We start from the raw sequence: 22,647 nt of genomic DNA on the forward strand, positions 1-22,647 counted from the left end.
AGAATTTGGTTATATCCTCTATTAGTCGTTATCGCGGCTAGTAGTTATGGTTTAGTTTCGACAATCATTAAACTTGCTATGCTTGGCGGATTTTCGGCTTCTGAAGCTATTACAAGTCAATTTTTTATAGGCTTTTGTCTTGCGGTGCTTATTTTCATTCTAACAAACAGAACGAAGTTAAGCTTTAAAGGCTTTGGTATTCTCATTTTGGCGGGAATATTAACGGCAATGACAAATATCGTTTATGGCAGGTCGTTAATTTATTTGCCCGCGTCATTGGCTGTTGTACTTTTGTTTCAATTTACATGGATCGGCATGGTGATTTCTTGCATAGCGAAACGGCAACTTCCGAGTCGAATTGAATTTATTTCATTAATCGTCTTGTTTGCGGGCACAATACCTGCAGCAGGCTTGATCGATGTTGATGTGTCTCAAATTCCAATTCAAGGTTGGTTATGGGGATTGGCGGCTGCGCTTTGTTTCTCGCTATTCTTATTTGTGAACGGCAAGCCGACTGCAAGCATGAATCTTTCTAACCGATTATTATTGGTTTCGTTTTTCGCATTTATGACGACAGCTGTTTTCCAGTCACCGGAAATTATTTGGAACGGTACTTTATTCGGGGAAGGCTTATGGGTATACGGTTTGGCATTGGGGTTATTCGGCATGATCATTCCAGTATATCTCTTCACGATCGCAGTTCCTAAAGTTGGATTAGGCATGTCTTCAATATTGGGTGCGTTTGAATTGCCGATTGCCGTGTTGGTATCCGTGATTTTGCTCCGCGAAACAGTTACTGCCCTGCAAATAATAGGTATAGTAATCATCATTATTGGGATAACATTACCGACGTTGCAAAATAGGAATACGCTATCGGTTAAAAATAAAGGCACGAAAATAAAAGTTTGACATACAAGAACTTTGTCGTATAATAAACATATGTTTAACGTTACAACTTTTGTTTCATCGGGAGGGGGTGTGAGAAAATCGCTAGAACTATGAATCCGATTATTTGCATAGGCGGTGCTAACGTTGACCGAAAACTCTATGCAAAACATGAAATCGCTAATGGCACGTCTAATCCGGTGAAATCCTCCAGAACAATCGGCGGAGTGGCAAGAAATATCGCTGAAAACCTAGGTAGGCTAGGTGAAGAAGTTGCATTTATTTCAGTAAGGGGAAGCGATTCAGAATGGCGAGAAATCTACGATGCGTCATCTCCTTATATGAATTTAGAACATGTCGCGGAAATTAAAAATTCTTCAACAGGTTCCTATACAGCAGTATTAGATAGAAATGGCGATTTATCCATCGCATTGGCCGATATGGATATTTTCGAAGAGATAACACCCGCTTTATTGGAAATAAACAGCGGACTTTTGAAAACCGCAAAATGCATTGTCGTCGATTTGAATTGTCCTGGTGAAACGATCACTTATCTTTGTTCGTTCGCTTCCGATAATGATATACCATTAATCATCATTCCTGTTTCTTCACCAAAAATGGAAAGACTTCCGAAGGATTTAAGCGCGGTAAGTTGGCTCATCGTCAATAAAGACGAAACAGAAACCTTTCTGGATATCTCGCTTGATGATGATAAAGACTGGGAAGATTCAGTCGAGAAATGGTTAGCTTTGGGCGTAAAAAATGTAATTGTAACGAACGGCTCAAAAGGTGTCATCGCCGGCAGTCAAGATAATGGAATTCGTTATTACCCAGCTATTGAAACACCAATTGTTGTGGATGTTACGGGTGCAGGTGACTCGTTTTGTTCGGGGGTTATTTATTCCTGGCTGCAAAATAAAGAACTTGACTATATCATTCAATCCGGCTTGGTCAATTCACATAAAACAATATTATCTGAGCACACAGTGAGACAAGAATTATCACAAAAGCAATTTAAATTAGATATGGAGGAAATTATAAAATGAAAAACTACATCGAAATATCACAAGAGGTAAAAAAAGCGCAATCGGAAGGTAAAGCAATCGTCGCTTTGGAATCAACAATTATTTCACACGGCATGCCTTATCCACAAAACGTAAAAATGGCTCGTGAAGTTGAACAAATTATTCGCGATAACGGTGCTGTTCCAGCAACAATTGCACTTATCGACGGGAAAATTAAAATCGGTTTAACTTCTGATGAGCTAGAGTTGTTTGGAAACAGTTCTGGTGTTGCGAAAGTATCACGACGCGACTTGGCTCAAGTTGTCGCTTCAAAACAACTCGGCGCAACTACTGTTGCAACAACAATGATCTGTGCTGAAATGGCTGGCATCAAAACGTTTGTAACAGGCGGTATTGGCGGCGTTCACCGCGGTGCTGAAACGACGATGGATATTTCAGCTGACCTAGAAGAATTGGCTCAAACTAATGTAGCGGTAATCTGTGCAGGCGCGAAATCAATTCTTGATCTGCCACTTACGCTAGAATACCTGGAAACAAAAGGCGTTCCTGTAATCGGTTATGAAACAGAATATCTGCCAGCATTCTACACAAGAAGCAGTGAGTACAAACTAAACTTCTCCACTGATTCAATCGATGTCATTGCTGAAACATTGAAGACGAAGTGGGAATTAGACCTTAAAGGCGGCGTTGTTATCGCTAACCCAATTCCTGAAGAGCATGCAATGGACGAAGATTTCATCAATGGAATTATTAACCAAGCGATTAAAGAAGCAGAAGAAAATAATATTGTCGGTAAAGACAGTACGCCGTTCTTGCTTGGAAAAGTTAAAGACTTAACAGAAGGCAAGAGCCTTGATGTAAATATCGAATTGGTAAAACATAACGCTAAAGTCGGCGCACAAATCGCAGTTAGCTTAAACGAAAAAACTCAAGTACAGTAATTATTAAATGGATCTAAGATTGTCCTCATCTAATTGTTCGTCAATTAGATGTGGCAATCCTTATTTACTTATTTATTCGTCCATTTGAAAGCGCTAACAATAAAAGGGGATTCTCTAGATGAAATTCATATTTTTACTAACTGGGATTCTGCTAGTCTTTATGATTGCGTTTCTATTCAGTAGTAATAGAAGAGAAATTAAATATAAACGTATTCTGATCATGTTAGCGGTGCAGATATTTTTAGTATATTTCATGATGAATACAAATGTAGGCTTGAATGTCATAACAGCTATTGGTCAGTTTTTTGAAAAGCTTTTGGAGATAGCTGATACCGGAATTCAATTTGTATTTGGCGGCTTAGTGAATGAAGGCGAAATGCCATTTATCTTTGTCGCATTATTACCTCTTGTATTTTTGTCTGTTTTAATAGGAATCTTAAATTATGTTAAAGTTTTGCCTTTCATTATTAGATATTTAGGTTTAGCATTAAGTAAAATTACCGGAATGGGCAGGCTTGAAAGCTATTTCGCGGTATCTACTGCTGTGCTTGGACAACCTGAAGTATTTTTAACTGTCATCAAGCAAATTCCGCTTTTATCGCCAAGACGATTGTACACGATTTGTACGTCCGCGATGAGTGCAGTAAGTATGGCGATGGTCGGGGCTTATATGACGATGATAGAGCCGAAATTCGTTGTAACGGCTGTCGTATTGAATATTTTCAGTGCGCTTATCATCGCAAATATTATCAATCCGTATGATTTAGAGGAAGATGAGGATTTAATCAAAGTTGAAGAAGATCAACGCGTGCCTTTTTTCCAAATGATCGGGGATAGCATCATGGACGGTTTCAAACTTGTAGTGACCGTTGCGGCTATGCTATTAGGGTTTATTGCGTTGATGGAAATGATTAATGTGATTTTCCTGGGCGTATTCAATTTTTCATTCCAAACGATGATTGGTTATGTTTTCGCGCCGATCGCTTTCTTAATGGGTGTCCCATGGGGAGAGGCTGTGCAAGCGGGTGGTATTATGGCTACGAAACTTGTCACGAATGAATTTGTTGCGATGTTGAGTTTTGGTGAAATCTCATCAACGCTTTCTGATAAAACAATCGCGATTGTATCCGTTTATTTGGTCAGTTTCGCAAATTTCGGTACGGTCGGTATTGTCGCAGGTTCTATTAAATCGATTAGTGAAAAGCAAGGTCAGCATGTTTCGAAGTTCGCTTTGAAACTGTTGTTGGGTGCGACGCTGGCTTCTGTGATTTCGGGGACGATTATGGGGATTGTTATGTGAATTAGGTAAAGTGTAGGGGATTAGTTATTATCCTCTACACTTTTTTGTTTTTGAACATAGTGGAACACTTTTCACTAACTTCGCTGATTCCGCTGAAGTCGTCGCCTTCCATTCCAATCAACTAATTTCATCATATTATAGAAAGTTATTCGGGTTGTCGTGTTTGGGAATCAGTTTTCGCACAGGTAGAAGGTCCCGGCTTGCAAGCAAAACCTTTTGAGTGCAAGCAAATGAGATGGAAGTGCAAGGAAACTATGTTCAAGTGCAAGGAAAACCTATCGGAGTGCAAGCAAACCACTACTATGTGCAAGCAAAAAAGCCGTCTATGCTAAGACAGCTTTTTATTTCGTTTCCTTATTTATTTACCGATTATTCATCTCGATAGGAACAGCATTATGACGCTCGTTGCGGTCTAGTGATGCAATTTGATCCAAATCTGCAGTGCTTAATTCAAAATCAAATACATCTATATTTTCTTCCATTCGTGATGGTGTAACCGTTTTAGGAATCGCAATGACGTCTGATTGAAGATGCCAACGTAGAATTACTTGAGCTGGTGTTTTGTCGTGCTCGCTTGCGATTTCTTGAATCACGGGATCATGCAATACCTTCGTGCCGTTCATTAATGGGCTATATGCTTCAAGCACAATGCCGTGTTCTTTACAAAATTCCTTGAGTTCTTTTTGCTGTAAATACGGGTGGCATTCCACTTGGTTCACAGCCGGCACAACTTCACATTCGTTCAAGATTCGCTGTAAATGCTCGATGTCGAAGTTACAAACGCCAATCGCTTTTGCACGACCTTCTTTATATATCGTTTCCAATGCTTTGTATGTTTCCACATATTGATCATACTTTGGGGTTGGCCAATGGATTAAATAACGGTCCACGTAATCAAGACCGAGTTTTTCAAGGCTTTCGTCGAATGCTTTTAATGTACTTTCATATCCTTGATCAGCATTCCAAAGCTTCGTCGTGATGAATAAATCCTCGCGCGACACATTGGTAGTGGCCAGCGCTTTTCCAACACCGACTTCATTCCTATAAATTTTTGCGGTATCGATTAAACGATAACCTGCATTTATTGCCTGTCCTACCGCGCTCTCTGCTTCTTCATCCGGAACTTTCCACACTCCGAAACCAAGCTGCGGAACTTCAAGACCATTGTTTAACGTTATTAATTGCATAAAATCGCATCCTTTCTATATCTATTAGTCTATCACAGGATTTCAGAAAATTGAATTTTATAGCGGTGTTGGGATAATATTAATATGCTTAAAAAAGTTCCTCTATACTCTTGTAACTCTTTGGTCCAAGATTTGGCGATTACAAACCAGATAACTTTAACCTCAATTGATTTAGGGGCAAGAATCCTAGGTCAATTGAGCTTTTTTTGTCGAATCTAGTCCTTATATAGTATATCATTATTTTTCTTATTGTACTCTTCAGTCTACATTGATACAATGGGCTTATGGAAAAATTTTTATTGGTACTAAATTAGGACATCAAGAGTGATGTATATACACGGTTACCTTGAAGTGAAGGTAACTTAGTCGTATACTAACATAAGAGGCAATCGAAAAAACATATTGGAAGTGGGGGATGAGAAGATGGAACTACAGCTAATTTCTGAAAAAGATAAAAATAATGAGATGCTGAATGTTGATCTAGAACAAGATGAAAAATTGTTTACTTCTCAAAATCAGTTTGTGGAAGGGCCGCTTGCCATCCACGTTGTAGAAAAAGTTAAGAAAACCGGCATCAACCCGAAAACAGGTCAACCAATTAAGCCATTAACGGCGTTTGTAACATGCGAAAGATACGAAGAATTCGAAGAGAAAATGTTGAGCACAACTATCACGGGTGAATCTCAAATTAATGGACCTGCCTATGAATGGAAAAAGATTCTGCTTCAGTGGCTTAATTTAAAATTTAAGGTAATCGCGTGGCGTGTGTCCGTGCGCAAATTAGTTGGGTTATTGAATGATTCCGGCATCACATTCAATCAAAATGAACAATCTCTTATTTCCCCAATAATTTTGCAGTGGCTAGAGATTTTCAAAACAGAAGTTAAGAGTGGATTGGAATTGGAAATGAATATGTTGATTCGCGACTAAGTCATTTCAATTCCTAAAATATGAATTTCTATTAAAAAAACGTCCTTATTGGGCGTTTTTTTCTTCCTTAAAATATTTAATTCTAGAACTAAATATGTCGATTGCTAATAGCTTTATAGTACTACATGATTACGAAGGAAATATTCCTCACTGGACTTTTGAAATATTAAATGTCTAATGGGATAGGAGGGCGTTATATTGAGTAAGAAAGATCGGTATTTACTTATTGGTGGAGGCATCGCATTAATTATTTTCATCATTGTTATTGGATCAATTTCAAGTTCATCTGCCAAAGCCAAAAGCGAATTGCAAAAAGAAATCGAAACACAACAAAGTTTAGTTAAAGAACGAGATTTAGAAATAGTAGAATTGAATAAAAAAGTTGAAGAAGCGAAACCTTGGTTTGAACTTCAGGAGAAGGAAAGACAAGAGAAAATCGCTGAAGCAGAGGCAAAAGAAGCTGAGAAAAAGGCTGAAGAAAAAGCAAAGGCTGATGCCGAAAAAGCTGAAAAAGAAAAGAAAGCAGCGGCAGCGAAAAAAGAAGAAGAAAAAATAGCAGCAGAAAAAGCGGCCAAAGAAGCCGCCGCTGAAGTGGAAGCTAAGAAAAAAGCGGAAGAAGAAGAAAGAATAGGATACGACACGGGAATCACATATAATCAGCTTGCAAGAACGCCCGATGACTTTGAATTTGAAAAAGTTAAGTTTCGCGGAAAAGTCATTCAAGTAATTGAAGGTGACGGTGAAACACAAATTCGACTCGCTGTTAATGATAACTATGACACAATCCTATACGCGGCTTATGAATCAGATATCGTGAAATCAAGAATACTGGAAGATGATATGATCACAATTATGGGAATATCAGGCGGCCTACTCTCGTACGAATCAACCAACGGCGGAACGATTACAATTCCGATGGTTTATGTTGAGATTAAAGAAGATAAAATCCAACTATCAAATCCTGAAATAGAAGAAAATAATAGAATTAAATATGAAGGTCACTTGGAAGTACTACGTTTACAAAAGGCAGAAGAAATCAGAATTGCTAAAGAGGCCGGAGTTAAAAAAGAAAGAGAGAAAGCCGAAGAAATTGCTAGACTAGAAGCAGTGAGGGCGAAAAACAATGCAGAAAGAATTAAAGAGCAAAATGAGAGAGGCAAAAATGTGTGGGAAAAACCAGAAGAAGCACCTGTTATTAAAAAAGAGGGAAGATTCATATCAGATGCTGAACGGTTGAAAAGGTTGATGAAGGCGTTCAACGGAGTGCAATGATGATCTAAAGTATGTTTAACTCAGGTTGCAGATAGGTAATTATTTTCGAGTGGAGACGGCGGGAGTCCAACCCGATTTAATGTTCGGAATTACTTTCAGGGGTTGATTATAATAAGCCAATTCAGCGATCAAGATTACGAGCATGAACAAGGAACCAAGAAGGTTAAAGGCTCGTATAGTTCAGCCGATGTTGAAATCCACTATGTCCCAGATAATTATAGTCGTATGCCGGAGTCGATAATTTTTTACTGTCGCTTGATGGCTTTTTTAGTCATGCTCATTTCGTTTTTGTTAATGTTAGACGACTTATCGAATATCAAACACTTTGTGAGATGGCTTTTGATTTGGCTGGGGACTGAGTTAGTTGGTTTTGCTTTCGGGTTTCATTGGTTGAGACGGCGGGTTGGGTGTAAGTGAACGATATTGGTTAGCGTTCGAATTTGAGTGTTAAGGTGGCGACTTTCTCCGGAAATAAGATATAGTTGGGCATAAATACGCAACTATAATTCAGTCATGGAGATGTGCGCATATGAAAACGAAAGAACAGATTTTTACGTCGATAAAAGGAGATCTTATTGTTTCATGTCAGGCGCTTCCTGAAGAACCGATGCATAGCTCATTTATTATGGGGAGGATGGCTTATTCCGCGATGTTGGGTGGCGCCAAAGGTATCCGAGCGAACGGTGTCGAAGATATTAAAGAGATTAAACAAACAGTGGATTTGCCAATCATCGGGATTATTAAGAATGTTTATGAGAACTCTGATGTATTTATCACGCCGACAATTAAAGAGATAGATCTATTACATCGTGAAGGTGTAGATATCATCGCGATTGATGCAACGAAGCGGCTAAGACCCGACGGAAAAACAATCAGTGAAATTTTCCCTGTCATTAAAGAAAAATATAAAGATCAATTATTCATGGCGGATTGTTCTACGTATGAAGAAGCGAATCTAGCATATAAATTAGGATTTGATTGCATAGGTACAACACTCAGCGGTTACACGGACTACACTTATGGTACCAACTTGCCGAATATGGATTTGATTGAAAGATTAGTAAAGGAATTTCCTATACCAATCATTGCGGAAGGCGGTATTTGGACGCCCGCTGAACTTAGGCATGTGTTTGAGTTAGGTGTTTTTTCTGCTGTTGTTGGAACTGCGATTACTAGACCTATGGACATCACAAAAAGGTTTATTGAAGCTATAAAATAAGGAGTGAATTTTTATGGACAGGACCTTATTAATCTCAAATATTACAATCGCGGACTCGATAAAAGAAAGCTTCATTGGAGACGTTTTTTTAGAAAACGGTAAAATTAAAGAAATTGCAGCATCCATAAAAATAGATGCGGATATCCATGTAGATGCAACAGATAAAGGATGGATTGTCGTCCCGGGTTTTATTGACATACATATCCACGGCGCATCGGGTTTTGATGTAATGGACGGGACGCCGGATGCTTTAAATGGTTTGGCGAGTGCGCTTCCACGTGAAGGCACGACGAGTTTTTTAGCGACGACGATGACGCAGACGGAAGAAAGTATCGAAAAGGCTTTAAGGAATGCGAGTCAGTTTAATGCAGATGCGACGCAGGCTGAAATGCTGGGAATCCATTTGGAAGGACCATTCATTTCATCCGAAAGAGCGGGCGCGCAACCGATTGAACATATTGTCCCCCCTTCGATTTCATTATTTAAGAAATGGCAGGAATTGAGTGGAAACCGAATTAAACTTGTAACAGTTGCGCCTGAAGTGGATCAAGGGTTGGCGTTTATCGAAGAAGTGACTGCGAATAAAGTTGTTGCATCATTGGGGCATACGGATGCGACATATGAAATCGTGAGCCAAGCGGTTAAAGCAGGCGCAAAACAGGTGACTCATTTATATAACCAAATGAGTCCATTTCATCACCGGGAACCTGGGGTAGTGGGGGCTGCTTTGTTGGAAAAGCCGTTGCTGGTTGAATTGATTGTCGATTTTATTCATAGCGCTCCGAAGTCGGTTGAACTTGCTTTCCGCCAAAAAGGGGCGAGTGGAGTTATTCTCATTACGGATGCCATGCGCGCAAAAGGGCTTGCGCCGGGTACATATGATTTAGGTGGTCAGGACGTTGAGGTGACAGAGAATGACGCGCGGCTTGCTGATGGAACGCTTGCGGGAAGCATATTGACGATGGAAAATGCGGCGAAAAATATGAAGGCGGCAACGGATTGCACATTATCGGAACTTGTTGCGATTACATCAACAAATGCCGCAACGCAACTTGGGCTTTCGAATAAAGGTAAAATAGAAACTGGCAAAGATGCGGATTTAACAATTATCGATGAAGCATGGAATGTTCAAATGACAATTTGTAGAGGAAATATCGCTTATGCAAAGGGGAATTAAGATGAAAGTGATTGTGCGCGATAATTATGATGAGGTTAGCAAGGAAGCATCGCGATTAGTAGAAGAAAAAATACGCGAAAACGATGAACTGGTTCTCGGATTGGCCACTGGTGCAACGCCGCTCGGGTTATATGAAAATCTGATTGATAGCTATAAAACGCGCGGGATTTCCTATGAAAATGTGAAAACCATTAATTTGGATGAATATCTAGGGTTGGATAAAAATCATCCAGCGAGCTATCATGCGTTCATGTTTGAGACTTTTTTCAAGCATATCGATATTGAACTTAACAATACATATATTCCCGACGGGGTGCCGGCATCAGCGGAAGAGGAATGTTTGCGTTATGAAGCAGTGATTGACCATGTGGGTCCAGTCGATCTGCAAATATTGGGTATCGGAACAAACGGCCATATCGGGTTTAACGAACCGGGAACAGACCCAAACAGTCTGACGCATGTCGTTGAACTTAATGCCTCTACTATAGAAAACAATGCTCATTTCTTTCAATCAATCGACGAAGTTCCAACGCATGCGATTACAATCGGCATTCAATCTATTTTAAAAAGTGATCAAGTTATTTTATTGGCATCTGGGAAAAGTAAAGCCAAAGCGGTGAAAACGTTGTTGGAGTCGGAAAGAAATGTGAATCCGGATTTTCCTGCGTCATATTTATGGACGCATGATGATGTTACGATTATTGTGGATAAGGATGCTTATCAGCTAGTTTAAACACAAAAAAGAGCCTATCATTCAGGCTCTTTTTCACTTATTCAATTCTTCATAAGCAATCACTTTTAAAGCGAGCATTTCCTCTGCGGTAAACTTACCTTCTAGACTGCTTAAAATTTCATCTATTTCAGTCGCCGAAATTCCGTTTTGATATTTCGCTTGCATATTTTGCAGTTCGCCGATGCCTACTTTTTGAATGATGGCTCTTGTCGCTTGTTCTTTTGTTTTATAGGGCAGGTTACTCGTATCCGTATTTCCTTCTGCAATAAACTGCTGAACCTGAGGATCATTATTTACAATCTGTTTAATTTCTTCTAATTGACCGGTATTTTCTAATTCGCCGTATACGGAGTCCGCTACATTTTCGGAAATTTTATTGGTCCCGAAATAATAAATCCCGTACCCGACGCCGCCTATCAGTAGCATTAAGATGAAAAGACCTTTAAAAAACTTCAAAATACCACACCTCTTTCTTTATAGGACTATTATTAGCAGAAAAAGTTCGATTTAGAACACATTGACCATTAGTCAGAAAATTGTTAAAGTGAAATGTATGGATATGCATGTAATATATAGAGGAGAATGCGTGATGAAATACATAGAACTTGAGACACCTGCGTTATTAATTGATAGAGAAATAATGTTAGATAATCTAAATTTCATGCAGAATTATGCGAATGAAAATGGCGTTCATTTACGACCGCACACGAAGACGCATAAGATGCCGACAGTCGCCAAGCTCCAAGAAAAGTTAGGTGCAAAAGGGATTACCGTCGCAAAAGTGGGCGAGGCGGAAGTGATGGCAAAACACGGTTTGTCAGATATCTTCATTGCCAATCAAATCGTCGGTAAATCAAAAATTGAGCGCATTCGAAAGTTGGCTGAAACGATCGAGATATCTTTTGGCATCGATGACACTTATCACGTAAATGAAATTGAAGCTGTTTTCGAAGGGGCGGCGAATAAAGCCGGGGTCGTCGTGGAAATTGAAGTCGGGGAGAACCGTTCCGGCGTAATTGAAGAAAGTACTTTTCGTACTTTGTTGGAATCAATTAAAGCCAGTCGGAATGTGGAATTCAAGGGTGTATTTTCCCATGATGGTCATTCTTATAAAGCTGAAAATCTAGATGAATGCCGGGAGATTTTTATCCGAAGTGTTGAACGAACTTTGCGTTTTGCAGAGATTGCAGAAGAAATGGGTTTGAAACCAAAAGTAGTTAGTATTGGATCTACGCCGTCTCTCATGCAGAACTATGAAATTCCAGATGGCATTACTGAAATTAGACCGGGCACATACGTTTTAATGGATGCATCCCAGGCAAATGTCATCGGTACATATGGCCGCTGTGCAGCGACGATTCTTACAACGGTTATTAGTAAACCTACCGCTGAAAGAGTTATCACGGATGTCGGTGCGAAAGGAATTACAGCACAAAGACGAAGTATAGGGATTACGAAAACGGAAGGCCTTGGATATATTAAAGACTTTGATAATGTGCATATATCTGATGTATTTGATGAGCATGCGATTATTTATAATGAAAAGTTTCGGGATCAAGTGAGTATCGGCGATAAGGTCGAGATTATTCCAAATCATATTTGCCCCGTATGTAATTTGCATGAGAAAGCGTATTTAATTTCCAATGATGAAGTGGTTGAGGAATTAGTCGTTGAATGCAGAGGGAAGTTGCAGTGATGAAAATGGCGTCAACCTATCTAACAGGTTGACGCCATTTTTAATTATGGGTAAAATCGTTCATCCACAACACCTGGATATTCATTGAAAGGTCGAATAGAATAGATATTCGGACCGAGTCCATTCGTGCCTGGGCGGATATAGTTATGGCGGTCGAGAATGCCTAATTTTTCAAGTTTACAAATTGAGCGTCGGACAGTGCTATTGCTTTTTATGATTTCCAACGCAATGGCATCATGCGCCAATTGGGCTGCACCGAATTTTATAGAATGGCGCCAAATTATTTCAAGCACGTGGTGGTCCGTGGCATTCATCCCGTTCCAATTCCATTTCCGATGTTTTCGAGTCGCCTCGTCTAGTTCTGCTCTATTTTTGAAGTGAGAGTAGTCCGTTAAGAAATTCGTCATACAATAATTCCTCCTATTTTATTCTTTACATAGAAGGAATTACTTTATAAGTGGACAGGTTATTACTTTTTTTGCAGCAATCTTTCTTTATTTTACTCTGTCACTTCATCCCATCGTTCTTCAGCTTCTTTTTTCAGACTTTCAATATGCGACGTTAAAGTGCTTAAGAGTTTAGGCAAATCTTGATTTTTCATAGCGTCATACATGAGCCAGTGATCTTTATGTCTTTTAATTGTACTCTCCAAAGAAGTGGAATGGACAATACGGGACAAGTCCACGTGAGTATTGAACGAAGAAAATACGTCTTTGATCTTGCTATTGTTAGCCCATTCAATGAGTGTTTTATGGAATTTCATATCTAACTTGCTGTATTTTTCAAATGGAAAGGGATTCACATCAAGTAATGCATCCATGTTTTGAACAATTTTACCCCAATCATCTAATTTGTCATCGGTGATGTTTTGGATTGCTTGTTTGGCAGCCCATAATTCTATCATTAAACGAGCATCGAGAACTTCGATAAATTCAGTAAAATTTAATTGTGTTACATAGGTCCCTTTACGCGGAATGATTTCTATTAGCCCGTCATGTACAAGTTGATTGATGGCATCTTTTACAGGAGAGCGACTTACGCCAAATTCTTCTGCCAATTTATGAATGTCGAGTTTATCGCCAGGTGTGTATATTCGACCGATAATATTTTCGCGCAGAATATTGTAAACCTGCTCAGTTAATAGAGTTGTTTCAATTCTAGACATTTTATATACTTCCTTTACTTTAACTATGATATTTTCAAACAGTAAAACTGGAAAAGTTGTAAGCGCTTTATTCTAATTATATCTTTACTGAGGTTAAAAAGAAAATGAGATTTCTTCCAGTCTTATATTAACTAGCCATTAGAATCGTCCAATTGTAACCGCTTTACTAAAATCGTTTGTTTTCATAAGACTTCCAAATTCAATGAATGACAAGGTTCTATACTTATAGCAAGATTTAACATTTAAAGAAATTACAAAAAAGTATTGACGTGTTAAACAAAAGAATGTAACCTAACAATAACATGTGAAATGTTACATGTCACTAGTTATTAATTAAAAAAAGAAAGCGATATCATTTTAAAGAAAGCGATATCATTTAATTGAAATGTTCGATTTATATTGATGAAATTTAGGGAGTGTAGATAAATGAAAGCGGTTAGAATTCCAGAAGCAAACGTCATTGAAATACTAGAGATTCCTGAACCAACGATAGAACAAGCTGATGATGTAAAGGTGAAAATTAAAAGAGTCGGCATTTGCGGATCGGATATGCATATTTATCACGGTACAAATCCTCTTGCAACATACCCGCGAATTGTTGGACACGAAGTAGCAGGAGAAATAGTCGAAATCGGCCCGAATGTAAAAAAAGTAGCTGTCGGCGACCATGTCGTCATTGAACCCATCCGTTATTGCGGCGAATGTTACGCTTGTAAAAACGATAGACCCAATGTATGTAAAGAAGTGTCTGTATTTGGTGTCCATGAAGACGGCGGTATGCGAGAAGTTGCGATTCTATCAGAGAAGCAAGTGCATAAAGTAAATCCGGAAATTGATTGGGATGAGGCAGTCATGGCAGAACCTTATACAATCGGGGCTCAAGCTACATGGAGGGGGAACGTCCAAGCTGGACAAACTGTATTTATCCAAGGTGCTGGACCTATCGGGATAACGGTTCTTAAAATGGCTAAACTGCGCGGTGCAACTGTTATTATGTCCGATTATACAAACGAAAGATTGGCGTTTGCAAAAGAAAATGGTGCAGACTACACGATCAATCCATCAGAAGTAGATGTAGAAACGAAGATAAATGAAATCACAAATAATGAAGGTGCAAATGTCGTCATTGATGCGGTTGGATTGCCGCAAACTTTCGAGTTGAGTGTTAATGTGGCTTCGGTCGCTGGTAATGTTGTTTTACTAGGTTTCAATGCGACACCATCGGCAATAGCACAAATGGAAATCACGAAAAAAGAATTGACGATTACAGGGTCGAGATTGCAGACGAATCAATTCGGTTATGTCGTCGGACTGATCAATGAAAAGAAATTGACGCATAATGGTTTAGTCACACATAAGTTTCCAGTGAGTCAAATCAAAGAAGCATTTGAGTTCATAGAAAAGAATCCTCAACTAGTCCGCAAAGCGATTATCGAGTTTGAGTGATACTAGAATAGATTTTATCAAAATATTTAGCTAAGAAGTTGGGGGAAAAGAAGAATGCCATTAATTATAGTTGCTTTAGGAATTATCGTTTTACTCGTATTGATCATGAAGTTTAACATGAATACATTTATTTCATTAATTGTTGTTTCATTCATGATCGCATTTGCTCTAGGAATGCCTTTTAATGAAATCGTGAATACGATTCAGGCAGGTATGGGAAATACCTTAGGAGGAATTGCGTTAGTCTTTGGACTTGGTGCGATTCTAGGTAAGTTGATAGCAGACGCGGGTGGAGCCCAACGTATTGCAATGACATTAATTGATAAGTTTGGCGAGAAGAGAATTCAATGGGCTGTTGTTGCTGCTGGATTCATTCTAGGTATTGCGTTGTTCTTTGAAGTAGGTCTTGTATTATTAATTCCGATTGTGTATCAAATTTCGAAGCAATTAAGAATATCATTCTTTTGGTTAGGTCTACCGATGACGACTGCATTATCCGTAACGCATGCATTTTTGCCGCCGCATCCAGGACCGACTGTTATTGCTCAGCAATACGGAGCAAATGTAGGATTAGTATTGCTTTATGGTTTTCTAATTGCGATTCCGATAGTCATTATCGCTGGACCATTATTTACAATAATTGCAAGAAAAATTGTTCCGTCTGCTTTTGAAAAGGAGCCTACAGGAAGTATGGCTTCTATCGGGAATGCGAAGCAATTTAATTTAGAAGATACGCCAGGTTTTGGTATCAGTGCATTCACTGCTTTGTTTCCGGTTATTTTGATGGCGCTTTCAACGATTGTTATTTTATTTGAAGATGCCATGGGGTTATCAGGAAACTGGGTTTTTGACTTAATTGCAGTTATCGGAGCGCCAACGACAGTTATGTTGCTTTCTGTACTGCTTGCGTTAGTTACGATGGGGACTGCACGAAAAATCCCGATGAAACAACTTATGAAATCCGCAGAAAATTCGATTGCAGCCATCGGTATGATGTTACTCATTCTCGGTGCTGGCGGGTCGCTTAAACAAGTCTTGATAGACGGAGGCGTTGGTGACACCGTTGCGCAGCTTTTTGATGGCAGTACGATTTCGCCGCTAATTTTGGCTTGGCTTATCGCTGCGCTCATGAGAATCGCGCAAGGATCTGCGACAGTCGCTGCATTGACAACCGCTGGACTGGTTATCCCATTGATGGCCGGTACCGACGTTAATGTAGAGCTAATGGTGTTAGCAACAGGTGCGGGAAGTATCATTGCTTCACACGTAAATGATACTGGTTTCTGGATTGTTAAAGAATCTTTCGGATTAACAATGAAAGAAACATTCGGAACTTGGACAGTCCTTGAAACACTTATTTCAGTACTAGGTCTTGGATTTGTTTTATTATTAAGTATGTTTGTATAAAAATTGTTCGTTGAGGTTCGCCCTTTTGTGGCGGGCCTTTTTTTGCTTAGAAAGTGGACAGGGTTTTATTCGAAAGCCATATGGGAATATATAGGGTAATAGTTAGAAGTGATTGGGAGGAGTTTTGAGGTGAAGAAAATTGTGCTGATTGGCGGAAGTGGAACAATTGGAAGTATATTGCGAGAAGGGTTTACATCAGAATTCGATGTGGTTAATCTTGATCTGGAAGTCAATAATCGAAATCAAAATGAATGTAAAGTGGATGCGACAAAATATGATGAACTCGTTCGTTCGATTCCAAAAGTTGCGGATGTACTGGTAAATTTACTTTCAAAACCGCAAACAGATAACTTGGTTGACGTTGCTGAAATGGACAAATTGGTCGATGTGTTTCTGAAAGCTTCTTATCATATATTCCAGGCGGCGATTGATCTCGGAATACCCAAAGTGGTCGTTGCAAGTAGCAATCACGTCACTGATTATTATGAAGAAGACGGGGATTCAACACTCGGTCGAGAAATTACCGTCAACGATTATCCTTATTCAGTCGGACTTTACGGTACATTGAAACTTGCAATCGAAAACGTCGGCTTCGCTTTTCACAATAAACACAATCTCTCCGTCATCAACCTGCGAATCGGCAGCGTCAAACAAAATGAAGAAACCGAGATCTACGAAGACCTCGACAGACTTAAGCATACCTGGCTTTCTGAAATAGATACCGTCAACCTCTTCAGAAAAGCAATCAACTCTGATGTGAAGTTCGGGACCTATTACGGCGTTTCTGATAATCAAGGCAAGCCTTGGGATAACGACAAGGCTAAAAGGGAGTTGGGGTTTGAGTCGGTTTGGAGTGCGGAGGATGTGATTGAAGAGGGGGATTGAAAAAGGTTTAGCCGGGGATAAACTGGCTAAACCTTCATGGATTACTCTAATTCATCAATATATCTTAGCGAATCCCCACGAGGTCCTTTTTCGAAAAAATCAACTGAATCGTAATCGTCAGGAGAATAATCTTCGTAATAATCTACATCGGGGACAATGGTTTCGCTGTCGATACCGCTAACCAACATCGCCCTTGTGCACATTGGGCAAACGTTTATATCTCTCCATTTATCAACAGCATATTCATTATCGCACTTAACACAAGTACCGTAATTCGCCATCAACATCGACTCCTTTATTAAGAAATATGATTCTCTCAAAGACTAGTGTACTTAGTAATTTGAAAATGGTGAACGCATTTTGCAACAGATTGTTGCTTTGTGAATTAACTATCGTAGTAATAATAAAAAGTCATCCAATTTATAGAATGGGTGACTTTTTTGAGTTAAATATTGGATATAGAGTGGGGTGGGGGATCTTTAGTCGTTTGAGAGTGGGTATTAGTCGCATTAGCATGTTCATTGGTCGTTTGAGTGTGCGCTATAGTCGCTTTGAATCCGATATTAGTCGTTTGAGCGCTAACTTTAGTCGTTTCACGTTCTATTTACCATTTAATTGGTTGCGGCACTACTGGGTGGCGTCCCCAGTTGGACATGCGTAAGTATTCTTTTCCACGTTCCGTCGAAGGTGCCCCATATACGCGGGACAGAGGAGTGCCGCCTCTCTGTGACTATCAGTATATACGGAAATGATATGATTTATTCTAGATTGAGTGAAGATTTTAATAGGGTGACCACGTAAACAAAAAAAGCCAACCGCTACAACAAAGCGGTTGGCTCCCAAATTAAGAAATCTTATATTCATCAAAAGCTTGCTCAATCTTTGCGCGTCCCTCGTCAATCCCCGGATGGAATTGAATAGACGCAGCCTCACGTACTGCTTTTACATTTTCAACAGCTTGTTGGATTTTAGCGTTGATGTCTTTTTGATCACGCAATTTCTGCTTTACAATCGATAATCCCGCTAATTCGCCTTGAGCTCTTGCGACTTTCGCACTTTCGATGCCTGTGATGTTGCCGGCGACGAAGAGTCCTTCGAGTGGCGTTTCCATTTGTTCGTTGTGGACAGGGACGTGTCCGCCTAGTTCTTCAACGTATTTGAACGGGCAACCAATCACGGAAGCAAGTTCTGCGAGCGGATAAAGTCCGCCGGCGATGCAAACGAAATCGACTTCAATAATTTTTTCGCTGCCTTTGACAATTTCTCCGTCCGCAGTGATATCGCACATCGTGACGGATTCTACTTTTTCTGTTCCGTTAATTTGAACAATGGCTTTACGGATATGAATAGGCATGCCCCACATTTTCACGCCGCCTTTTGGATAAAAGGAAACAGCGATGTTACGCACCCATTCCGCTTTCGCGAATTTACTTCCGAAACGGAGAAAAGCTGATGGAGCTAAGTGGGCAATGCGCACTAAACCTTCCATGACTTTCCTCGGGTTTGCGTGATCTTTCGTCACGACATTACTTGCCGGCAACGCCATGCTGTGTAGCTCGACACCCGCGATTTGCAATTCGCGCGCAATCGCAGCGGACAAGACGTTAACGCCGACAACGACGCCTTTATTTCCAACACGCACACGGTGGACGTTCGTCATAACTTGTGCTGCACCGATTGACATGACGCCTGGAAGCGTCCAGCCAGGAATCGGCGCAGCTGTTTCGGCGGCACCTGTTGCGATTAATAGATTTTCCGATTCGAAAACGCCTTCATTTGTATGAACTGCGTAACCATGATCCGTTTTTTCGATATGGTGCGCGGAAATTCCGCATTTAATTTCTGTGTTCAGTGCTGTTGCTTTATCCATCAAAATCTTAGTTTCTTCGATTCCGTTCCACCATTCTCCGGTTGGCTCTTGGTGAAGTTGTCCAAGCAGTCGACCGCCTGGTTTTGGAAATTCATCCATAACGAGAACGTGGAGTTTTGATTCGCGGCAGGCAATGGCTGCTGATAATCCAGCAGGGCCCGCACCGATGATGACTACATCATACATGCGGTTCACCGTCCTTTTTTCCTTCGTTTAACTTTTCGAATTCGGCATACGTGCGCGGCCATTCTTCAGTTTTTGACTTGAATGGTGCCGCTTCCATTTTGCCACTATCGACTTTCATGTCTTTTTGAATGGTTGTCATGCATGCGCGAACGCCGTTTACATCGTCAACTGTGACGCGGCATTCAAAACAATGCCCGATATTGCAATAAATAGCGCGCGGTGCACCGGTTTCTTCATGCACGCGCAATTGACGAATTCCGTTTGCAAGCAGTGCCGAAGCGATTGTGTCGCCTTCGAAACCGGTATATGTATTTCCATCAAAAGTAAACGTGACGGGTGTTTGGTTTTTTAGTTTCCCTAAAACTGGATGATCGATAATCCGATTATTGTTCATTGCGTTTCTTACCTCCTAAAACGGATAGTGAAACAGGTCGAACAGGGGGTTGAACCTTTAATGGGATATCATTGCCCGGTTTTTCTCCTGTAACTTCCTCAAGGACCGCATCGACAGCTGGACGACATGTGCGACCCCCACAATAGCCCATTCCTGCACGAGTACGCAGTTTTAATTCGCGGGCTGAACAGCTATATTTACTTGCTGTATTTTCAATGTCTTCAAGTGATACTTCTTCACATCTACAGATAATCAATTTATCCATTAGGCCAATCCTCCCTTTACACACTCGATTTTCATCTTACTGGTTTATATTTCTACAAAATAAAGTTTGACACTTCATCCCCTATTATTCTAACATAGATACTAGTAGAGCAATAATAATTTTTATAGAAAACAGAAGATTGTTTGGCTATGTCTTCTCTAGAGTAGTATAAACGATTCGTCTGTGTCAAAGGAGGATTTCACATGTCGAAACAAAATCATGCAGAAGTGGCAATAATTGGCGGCGGTATTGTCGGTTCTGCAATCGCATATTATGTCGCGAAATCTGGAATCGATTGCGTATTAATCGAGAAGAATGATATAGCAAGCGGTACATCATCTCGTTGTGATGGAAACATTACGATTGTCGATAAAGATCCAGGCTTCGATAGTTTGATGTCATTGAAAAGTCAGGAATTAACAGTGGATTTACAGCACGAGTTGGATTTGGGCTTTGAATATCGCGCGCTTGGAAGTTTGCTAGTTTGTGAAAATGACAATGAAATGCAAGCGGCGGCAGAATGGGTGGACATTCAAACAAAAGCGGGTTTGAAGTTCAAATTGCTAGACCGTGAAGATCTACGTCAAGAGTCGCCTTATTTCGCTGATGACATTCCAGGTGGATTAGAATGTGAAACTGATTCTCTTATTAACCCATACCTGTTTTGTTACTCACTTATCGATAAAGCGAAACAATATGGTTTAAGAGTGCAGACGCAGGCGGAAGTTACGGGAATCACGAAAAAAGAAGAATTTACAATTGAAACAACGAACGGCACATTTACGGCGAAAAAAGTCGTGAACGCTGCGGGCGTATGGGCGCCATTCATCGGGAAAATGTTGGATTTAGATATCCCGATTATCCCTCGAAAAGGGCATATTATCGTCGGTGCTAGACAAAAGCCGGTCATGATGCGAAATGTGATGGAATTCGGCTACTTGATGAATAAATTCGGTCGAGATCGCATCGTCGATAAGCGTACGGAAAAGCACGGGGTTGCTCTCGTACTTGAACCGACTGAAAGCCAAAACTTTTTAATCGGAAGCAGCCGTCAATTCGTCGGATACGATGGAAGAATCGACATGAACGTAGTCGAAACAATGGCCATGAGAGCGCTTCGTTTTTATCCGAAAATGGATGACTTTACGATGATTCGTGCGTATACAGGTTTCAGACCTTGGACAGAAGATCATCTTCCGATTGTCTCGGAAGTTGAACAAATTCCTGGGTTTTACATCGCAGCAGGTCATGAAGGGGACGGAATCAGTTTAGCAACTGTGACAGGCAAGCTCATTGAAGAATTGATCAACGAGAAGACGACTACGATTCCAACAGATCCACTCAGATTCGACCGTTTTGATAAAGTTCCAGTTTTATAATAAACAAAAGAATTAACATAAAGTGGCTATCATGAATGCTGCGAAAAATTTGCAGTACTTGTGATAGCTATTTTTATTTATACTTATATTCATCAGGGGAAATTCTGCATAATTGGGGGAAGTTAAAAATGTTTAGGATTTTGAAGATTGGAAGCGCTTTTATCGGAATCATCGTCGGAGCGGGTTTTGCTTCGGGAAATGAAATCGTACAGTATTTCACAAGTTTTGGAACGCTCGGTACAATCGCCGCGATCCTATCAACTGCATTATTTGCCTATCTGGGCATGACGCTGACGAGGCTCGGAAGTCGCACGCAAACAACTTCTCATAAAGAAGTCATTTATAAAATTAGCGGTCCTTATCTCGGGCTCGTGGTCGATGCAATCATCGTTTTCACATTATTCGGTGTTGGGGTCGTCATGCTTGCCGGCGCAGGTTCCGTTTTGAATCAACAATTCGGCTTCGAACCGTATATCGGTAATCTACTCATGGCCGTCCTAGTAATCGGAACTGTCATGATGAATGTGCAACGCGTCATCGCGGTTATCGGAAGTATTACACCGTTCTTGGTACTAACAATTATTTTGATTGGAATTTATTCAATCTTTACAATGGATTCTTCATTCGCAGAATTAAGCCCGATTGCGAGAGATCTAGATACAACTTTGCCAAACTGGTTCATTTCTGCAATTAATTATGTGTCCTTTAATATTGCTGTAGGCGCTGCCATGTCACTCGTTATGGGGGGCGCTGAGAAAGATGAGAGAACCGCGGCACTTGGCGGTTTAGTCGGTGGGTTTGGCCTTGGAATCATGATTCTGATTAGCCATCTTGCCATTTTCTCGAAAGTGAACGTCGTTTCCGGTTATGATATGCCAATGTTGAAGTTGGTGGATGATATTTCACCGTTTCTAGGCATTTTCATGTCGGTCATTTTATTCGGCATGGTGTTCAATACAGCCGTGAGTATGTTCTATGCGTTTGTCGCAAGGTTTACGGTTATGCACACGAAAAAATCCGATATCATGATAGTTGTTACGGTCACCATTGGACTTGTTTTAAGTTTCATTGGCGGCTTCCAGTACCTTGTTTCAAAAGTCTATCCATTCATCGGCTACATCGGTTTATTCCTCATCGCAGCGTTAATTTACGCGCCGTTTAAATTGGCGAAGGATAAACGTATGGAGAAGGTTGTAGTGAAAAAGGTAACCTCTTAACAAGAAAAGCACCTAAATTTACTATTTTTAAAATAATAAATTTTAATCGGGTACATGAATGTTTTATT

22 protein-coding genes and 1 pseudogene are annotated in these 22,647 nt (G+C 40.2%); 15 read left to right on the top strand and 8 right to left on the bottom strand.

Translation table 11 applies throughout. The features are described from left to right. Window positions 1-3 precede the first annotated feature (3 nt). The 4 genes from JSQ81_RS16920 to JSQ81_RS16935 all read left to right on the top strand — a co-directional run bounded on the left by JSQ81_RS16920 (window position 4) and on the right by JSQ81_RS16935 (window position 4,151). A complete protein-coding gene (locus tag JSQ81_RS16920) occupies window positions 4-909 on the top strand; it encodes an EamA family transporter (protein ID WP_371812553.1) in 906 nt (301 codons plus the stop codon). 89 nt (window positions 910-998) lie between these two features. Continuing rightward, window positions 999-1,931 (top strand): carbohydrate kinase family protein, encoded by a 933-nt coding sequence (locus tag JSQ81_RS16925; protein ID WP_212605173.1) that lies wholly within the window; start codon window positions 999-1,001, stop codon window positions 1,929-1,931. Beyond that, window positions 1,928-2,851, top strand: a complete 924-nt coding sequence (locus JSQ81_RS16930) for a pseudouridine-5'-phosphate glycosidase (RefSeq protein ID WP_212605174.1) — start codon at window positions 1,928-1,930, stop codon at window positions 2,849-2,851. The genes JSQ81_RS16925 and JSQ81_RS16930 overlap by 4 nt, the downstream gene beginning before the upstream one ends. A gap of 118 nt (window positions 2,852-2,969) precedes the next feature. Beyond that, complete coding sequence (locus JSQ81_RS16935) at window positions 2,970-4,151, top strand: NupC/NupG family nucleoside CNT transporter (protein WP_212605175.1); 1,182 nt, start codon at window positions 2,970-2,972, stop codon at window positions 4,149-4,151. Between the two features lie 362 nt (window positions 4,152-4,513). Here JSQ81_RS16935 and JSQ81_RS16940 read toward each other — a convergent pair whose 3' ends face one another. Continuing rightward, window positions 4,514-5,338: an aldo/keto reductase gene (locus JSQ81_RS16940; protein WP_212605176.1), complete on the bottom strand. Its 825-nt coding sequence runs from the start codon at window positions 5,336-5,338 to the stop codon at window positions 4,514-4,516. A gap of 423 nt (window positions 5,339-5,761) precedes the next feature. On the opposite strand from JSQ81_RS16940, the gene JSQ81_RS16945 reads away from it, so the two are divergent. From JSQ81_RS16945 to nagB, 5 genes are all read left to right on the top strand, one after another. Then, on the top strand, window positions 5,762-6,268 hold the full coding sequence (locus JSQ81_RS16945) for a hypothetical protein (RefSeq protein WP_212605177.1): 507 nt from the start codon (window positions 5,762-5,764) through the stop codon (window positions 6,266-6,268). Window positions 6,269-6,466: 198 nt separating this feature from the next. Continuing rightward, window positions 6,467-7,540, top strand: a complete 1,074-nt coding sequence (locus JSQ81_RS16950) for a hypothetical protein (RefSeq protein ID WP_212605178.1) — start codon at window positions 6,467-6,469, stop codon at window positions 7,538-7,540. A 529-nt stretch (window positions 7,541-8,069) separates the two neighbouring features. Continuing rightward, entirely contained in the window at window positions 8,070-8,759 is a 690-nt protein-coding gene (locus JSQ81_RS16955) for an N-acetylmannosamine-6-phosphate 2-epimerase (RefSeq protein ID WP_212605179.1), read from the top strand. Window positions 8,760-8,772: 13 nt separating this feature from the next. Continuing rightward, complete coding sequence (gene nagA / locus JSQ81_RS16960; RefSeq protein WP_212605180.1) at window positions 8,773-9,936, top strand: N-acetylglucosamine-6-phosphate deacetylase; 1,164 nt, start codon at window positions 8,773-8,775, stop codon at window positions 9,934-9,936. Between the two features lies 1 nt (window position 9,937). Continuing rightward, entirely contained in the window at window positions 9,938-10,669 is a 732-nt protein-coding gene (nagB, locus tag JSQ81_RS16965; protein ID WP_212605181.1) for a glucosamine-6-phosphate deaminase, read from the top strand. A 33-nt stretch (window positions 10,670-10,702) separates the two neighbouring features. Here nagB and JSQ81_RS16970 read toward each other — a convergent pair whose 3' ends face one another. Further along, complete coding sequence (locus JSQ81_RS16970; protein ID WP_249336568.1) at window positions 10,703-11,125, bottom strand: hypothetical protein; 423 nt, start codon at window positions 11,123-11,125, stop codon at window positions 10,703-10,705. A 133-nt stretch (window positions 11,126-11,258) separates the two neighbouring features. Here JSQ81_RS16970 and JSQ81_RS16975 point away from each other — a divergent pair, with 133 nt between their 5' ends. Continuing rightward, entirely contained in the window at window positions 11,259-12,365 is a 1,107-nt protein-coding gene (locus JSQ81_RS16975; RefSeq protein WP_212605182.1) for a D-TA family PLP-dependent enzyme, read from the top strand. Between the two features lie 44 nt (window positions 12,366-12,409). Here the strand turns inward: JSQ81_RS16975 and JSQ81_RS16980 are convergent, their stop codons facing one another. Next, the gene (locus JSQ81_RS16980; protein ID WP_212605183.1) at window positions 12,410-12,772 is read right to left on the bottom strand and encodes a hypothetical protein; all 363 of its coding nucleotides are present in this window, start codon (window positions 12,770-12,772) and stop codon (window positions 12,410-12,412) included. Window positions 12,773-12,864: 92 nt separating this feature from the next. Continuing rightward, on the bottom strand, window positions 12,865-13,530 hold the full coding sequence (locus JSQ81_RS16985) for a GntR family transcriptional regulator (RefSeq protein WP_212605184.1): 666 nt from the start codon (window positions 13,528-13,530) through the stop codon (window positions 12,865-12,867). 426 nt (window positions 13,531-13,956) lie between these two features. Here JSQ81_RS16985 and JSQ81_RS16990 point away from each other — a divergent pair, with 426 nt between their 5' ends. The 3 genes from JSQ81_RS16990 (at window position 13,957) to JSQ81_RS17000 (ending at window position 17,268) form a co-directional block, all read left to right on the top strand. After that, complete coding sequence (locus tag JSQ81_RS16990; RefSeq protein ID WP_212605185.1) at window positions 13,957-14,976, top strand: zinc-binding alcohol dehydrogenase family protein; 1,020 nt, start codon at window positions 13,957-13,959, stop codon at window positions 14,974-14,976. Window positions 14,977-15,030: 54 nt separating this feature from the next. After that, complete coding sequence (locus JSQ81_RS16995) at window positions 15,031-16,383, top strand: gluconate:H+ symporter (protein WP_212605186.1); 1,353 nt, start codon at window positions 15,031-15,033, stop codon at window positions 16,381-16,383. 129 nt (window positions 16,384-16,512) lie between these two features. Further along, window positions 16,513-17,268 (top strand): NAD-dependent epimerase/dehydratase family protein, encoded by a 756-nt coding sequence (locus tag JSQ81_RS17000; protein WP_212605187.1) that lies wholly within the window; start codon window positions 16,513-16,515, stop codon window positions 17,266-17,268. Between the two features lie 41 nt (window positions 17,269-17,309). On the opposite strand, the gene JSQ81_RS17005 is transcribed toward JSQ81_RS17000, so the two are convergent. The 4 genes and pseudogenes from JSQ81_RS17005 to JSQ81_RS17020 all read right to left on the bottom strand — a co-directional run bounded on the left by JSQ81_RS17005 (window position 17,310) and on the right by JSQ81_RS17020 (window position 19,983). Beyond that, window positions 17,310-17,549: a hypothetical protein gene (locus JSQ81_RS17005; RefSeq protein ID WP_212605188.1), complete on the bottom strand. Its 240-nt coding sequence runs from the start codon at window positions 17,547-17,549 to the stop codon at window positions 17,310-17,312. Between the two features lie 563 nt (window positions 17,550-18,112). Then, complete coding sequence (locus tag JSQ81_RS17010; protein ID WP_212605189.1) at window positions 18,113-19,324, bottom strand: NAD(P)/FAD-dependent oxidoreductase; 1,212 nt, start codon at window positions 19,322-19,324, stop codon at window positions 18,113-18,115. Between the two features lie 97 nt (window positions 19,325-19,421). Continuing rightward, window positions 19,422-19,718: pseudogene (locus tag JSQ81_RS17015) on the bottom strand ((2Fe-2S)-binding protein); the annotation flags it as partial. Beyond that, window positions 19,708-19,983 carry a (2Fe-2S)-binding protein gene (locus tag JSQ81_RS17020; protein ID WP_371812445.1) on the bottom strand — a complete coding sequence of 92 codons (276 nt, stop codon included), beginning with the start codon at window positions 19,981-19,983 and terminating at the stop codon, window positions 19,708-19,710. The pseudogene JSQ81_RS17015 and the gene JSQ81_RS17020, both read right to left, overlap by 11 nt. 203 nt (window positions 19,984-20,186) lie before the next feature. Between JSQ81_RS17020 and JSQ81_RS17025 the strand changes: the two genes are divergently transcribed. Beyond that, the gene (locus tag JSQ81_RS17025) at window positions 20,187-21,362 is read left to right on the top strand and encodes an NAD(P)/FAD-dependent oxidoreductase (RefSeq protein WP_212605191.1); all 1,176 of its coding nucleotides are present in this window, start codon (window positions 20,187-20,189) and stop codon (window positions 21,360-21,362) included. A gap of 128 nt (window positions 21,363-21,490) precedes the next feature. After that, entirely contained in the window at window positions 21,491-22,579 is a 1,089-nt protein-coding gene (locus tag JSQ81_RS17030; protein WP_212605192.1) for a YkvI family membrane protein, read from the top strand. Window positions 22,580-22,647 lie beyond the last annotated feature (68 nt).

The organism is Sporosarcina sp. Marseille-Q4063 (genome assembly GCF_018309085.1).
In the GTDB taxonomy this organism is placed as follows: Bacteria; Bacillota; Bacilli; order Bacillales_A; family Planococcaceae; genus Sporosarcina.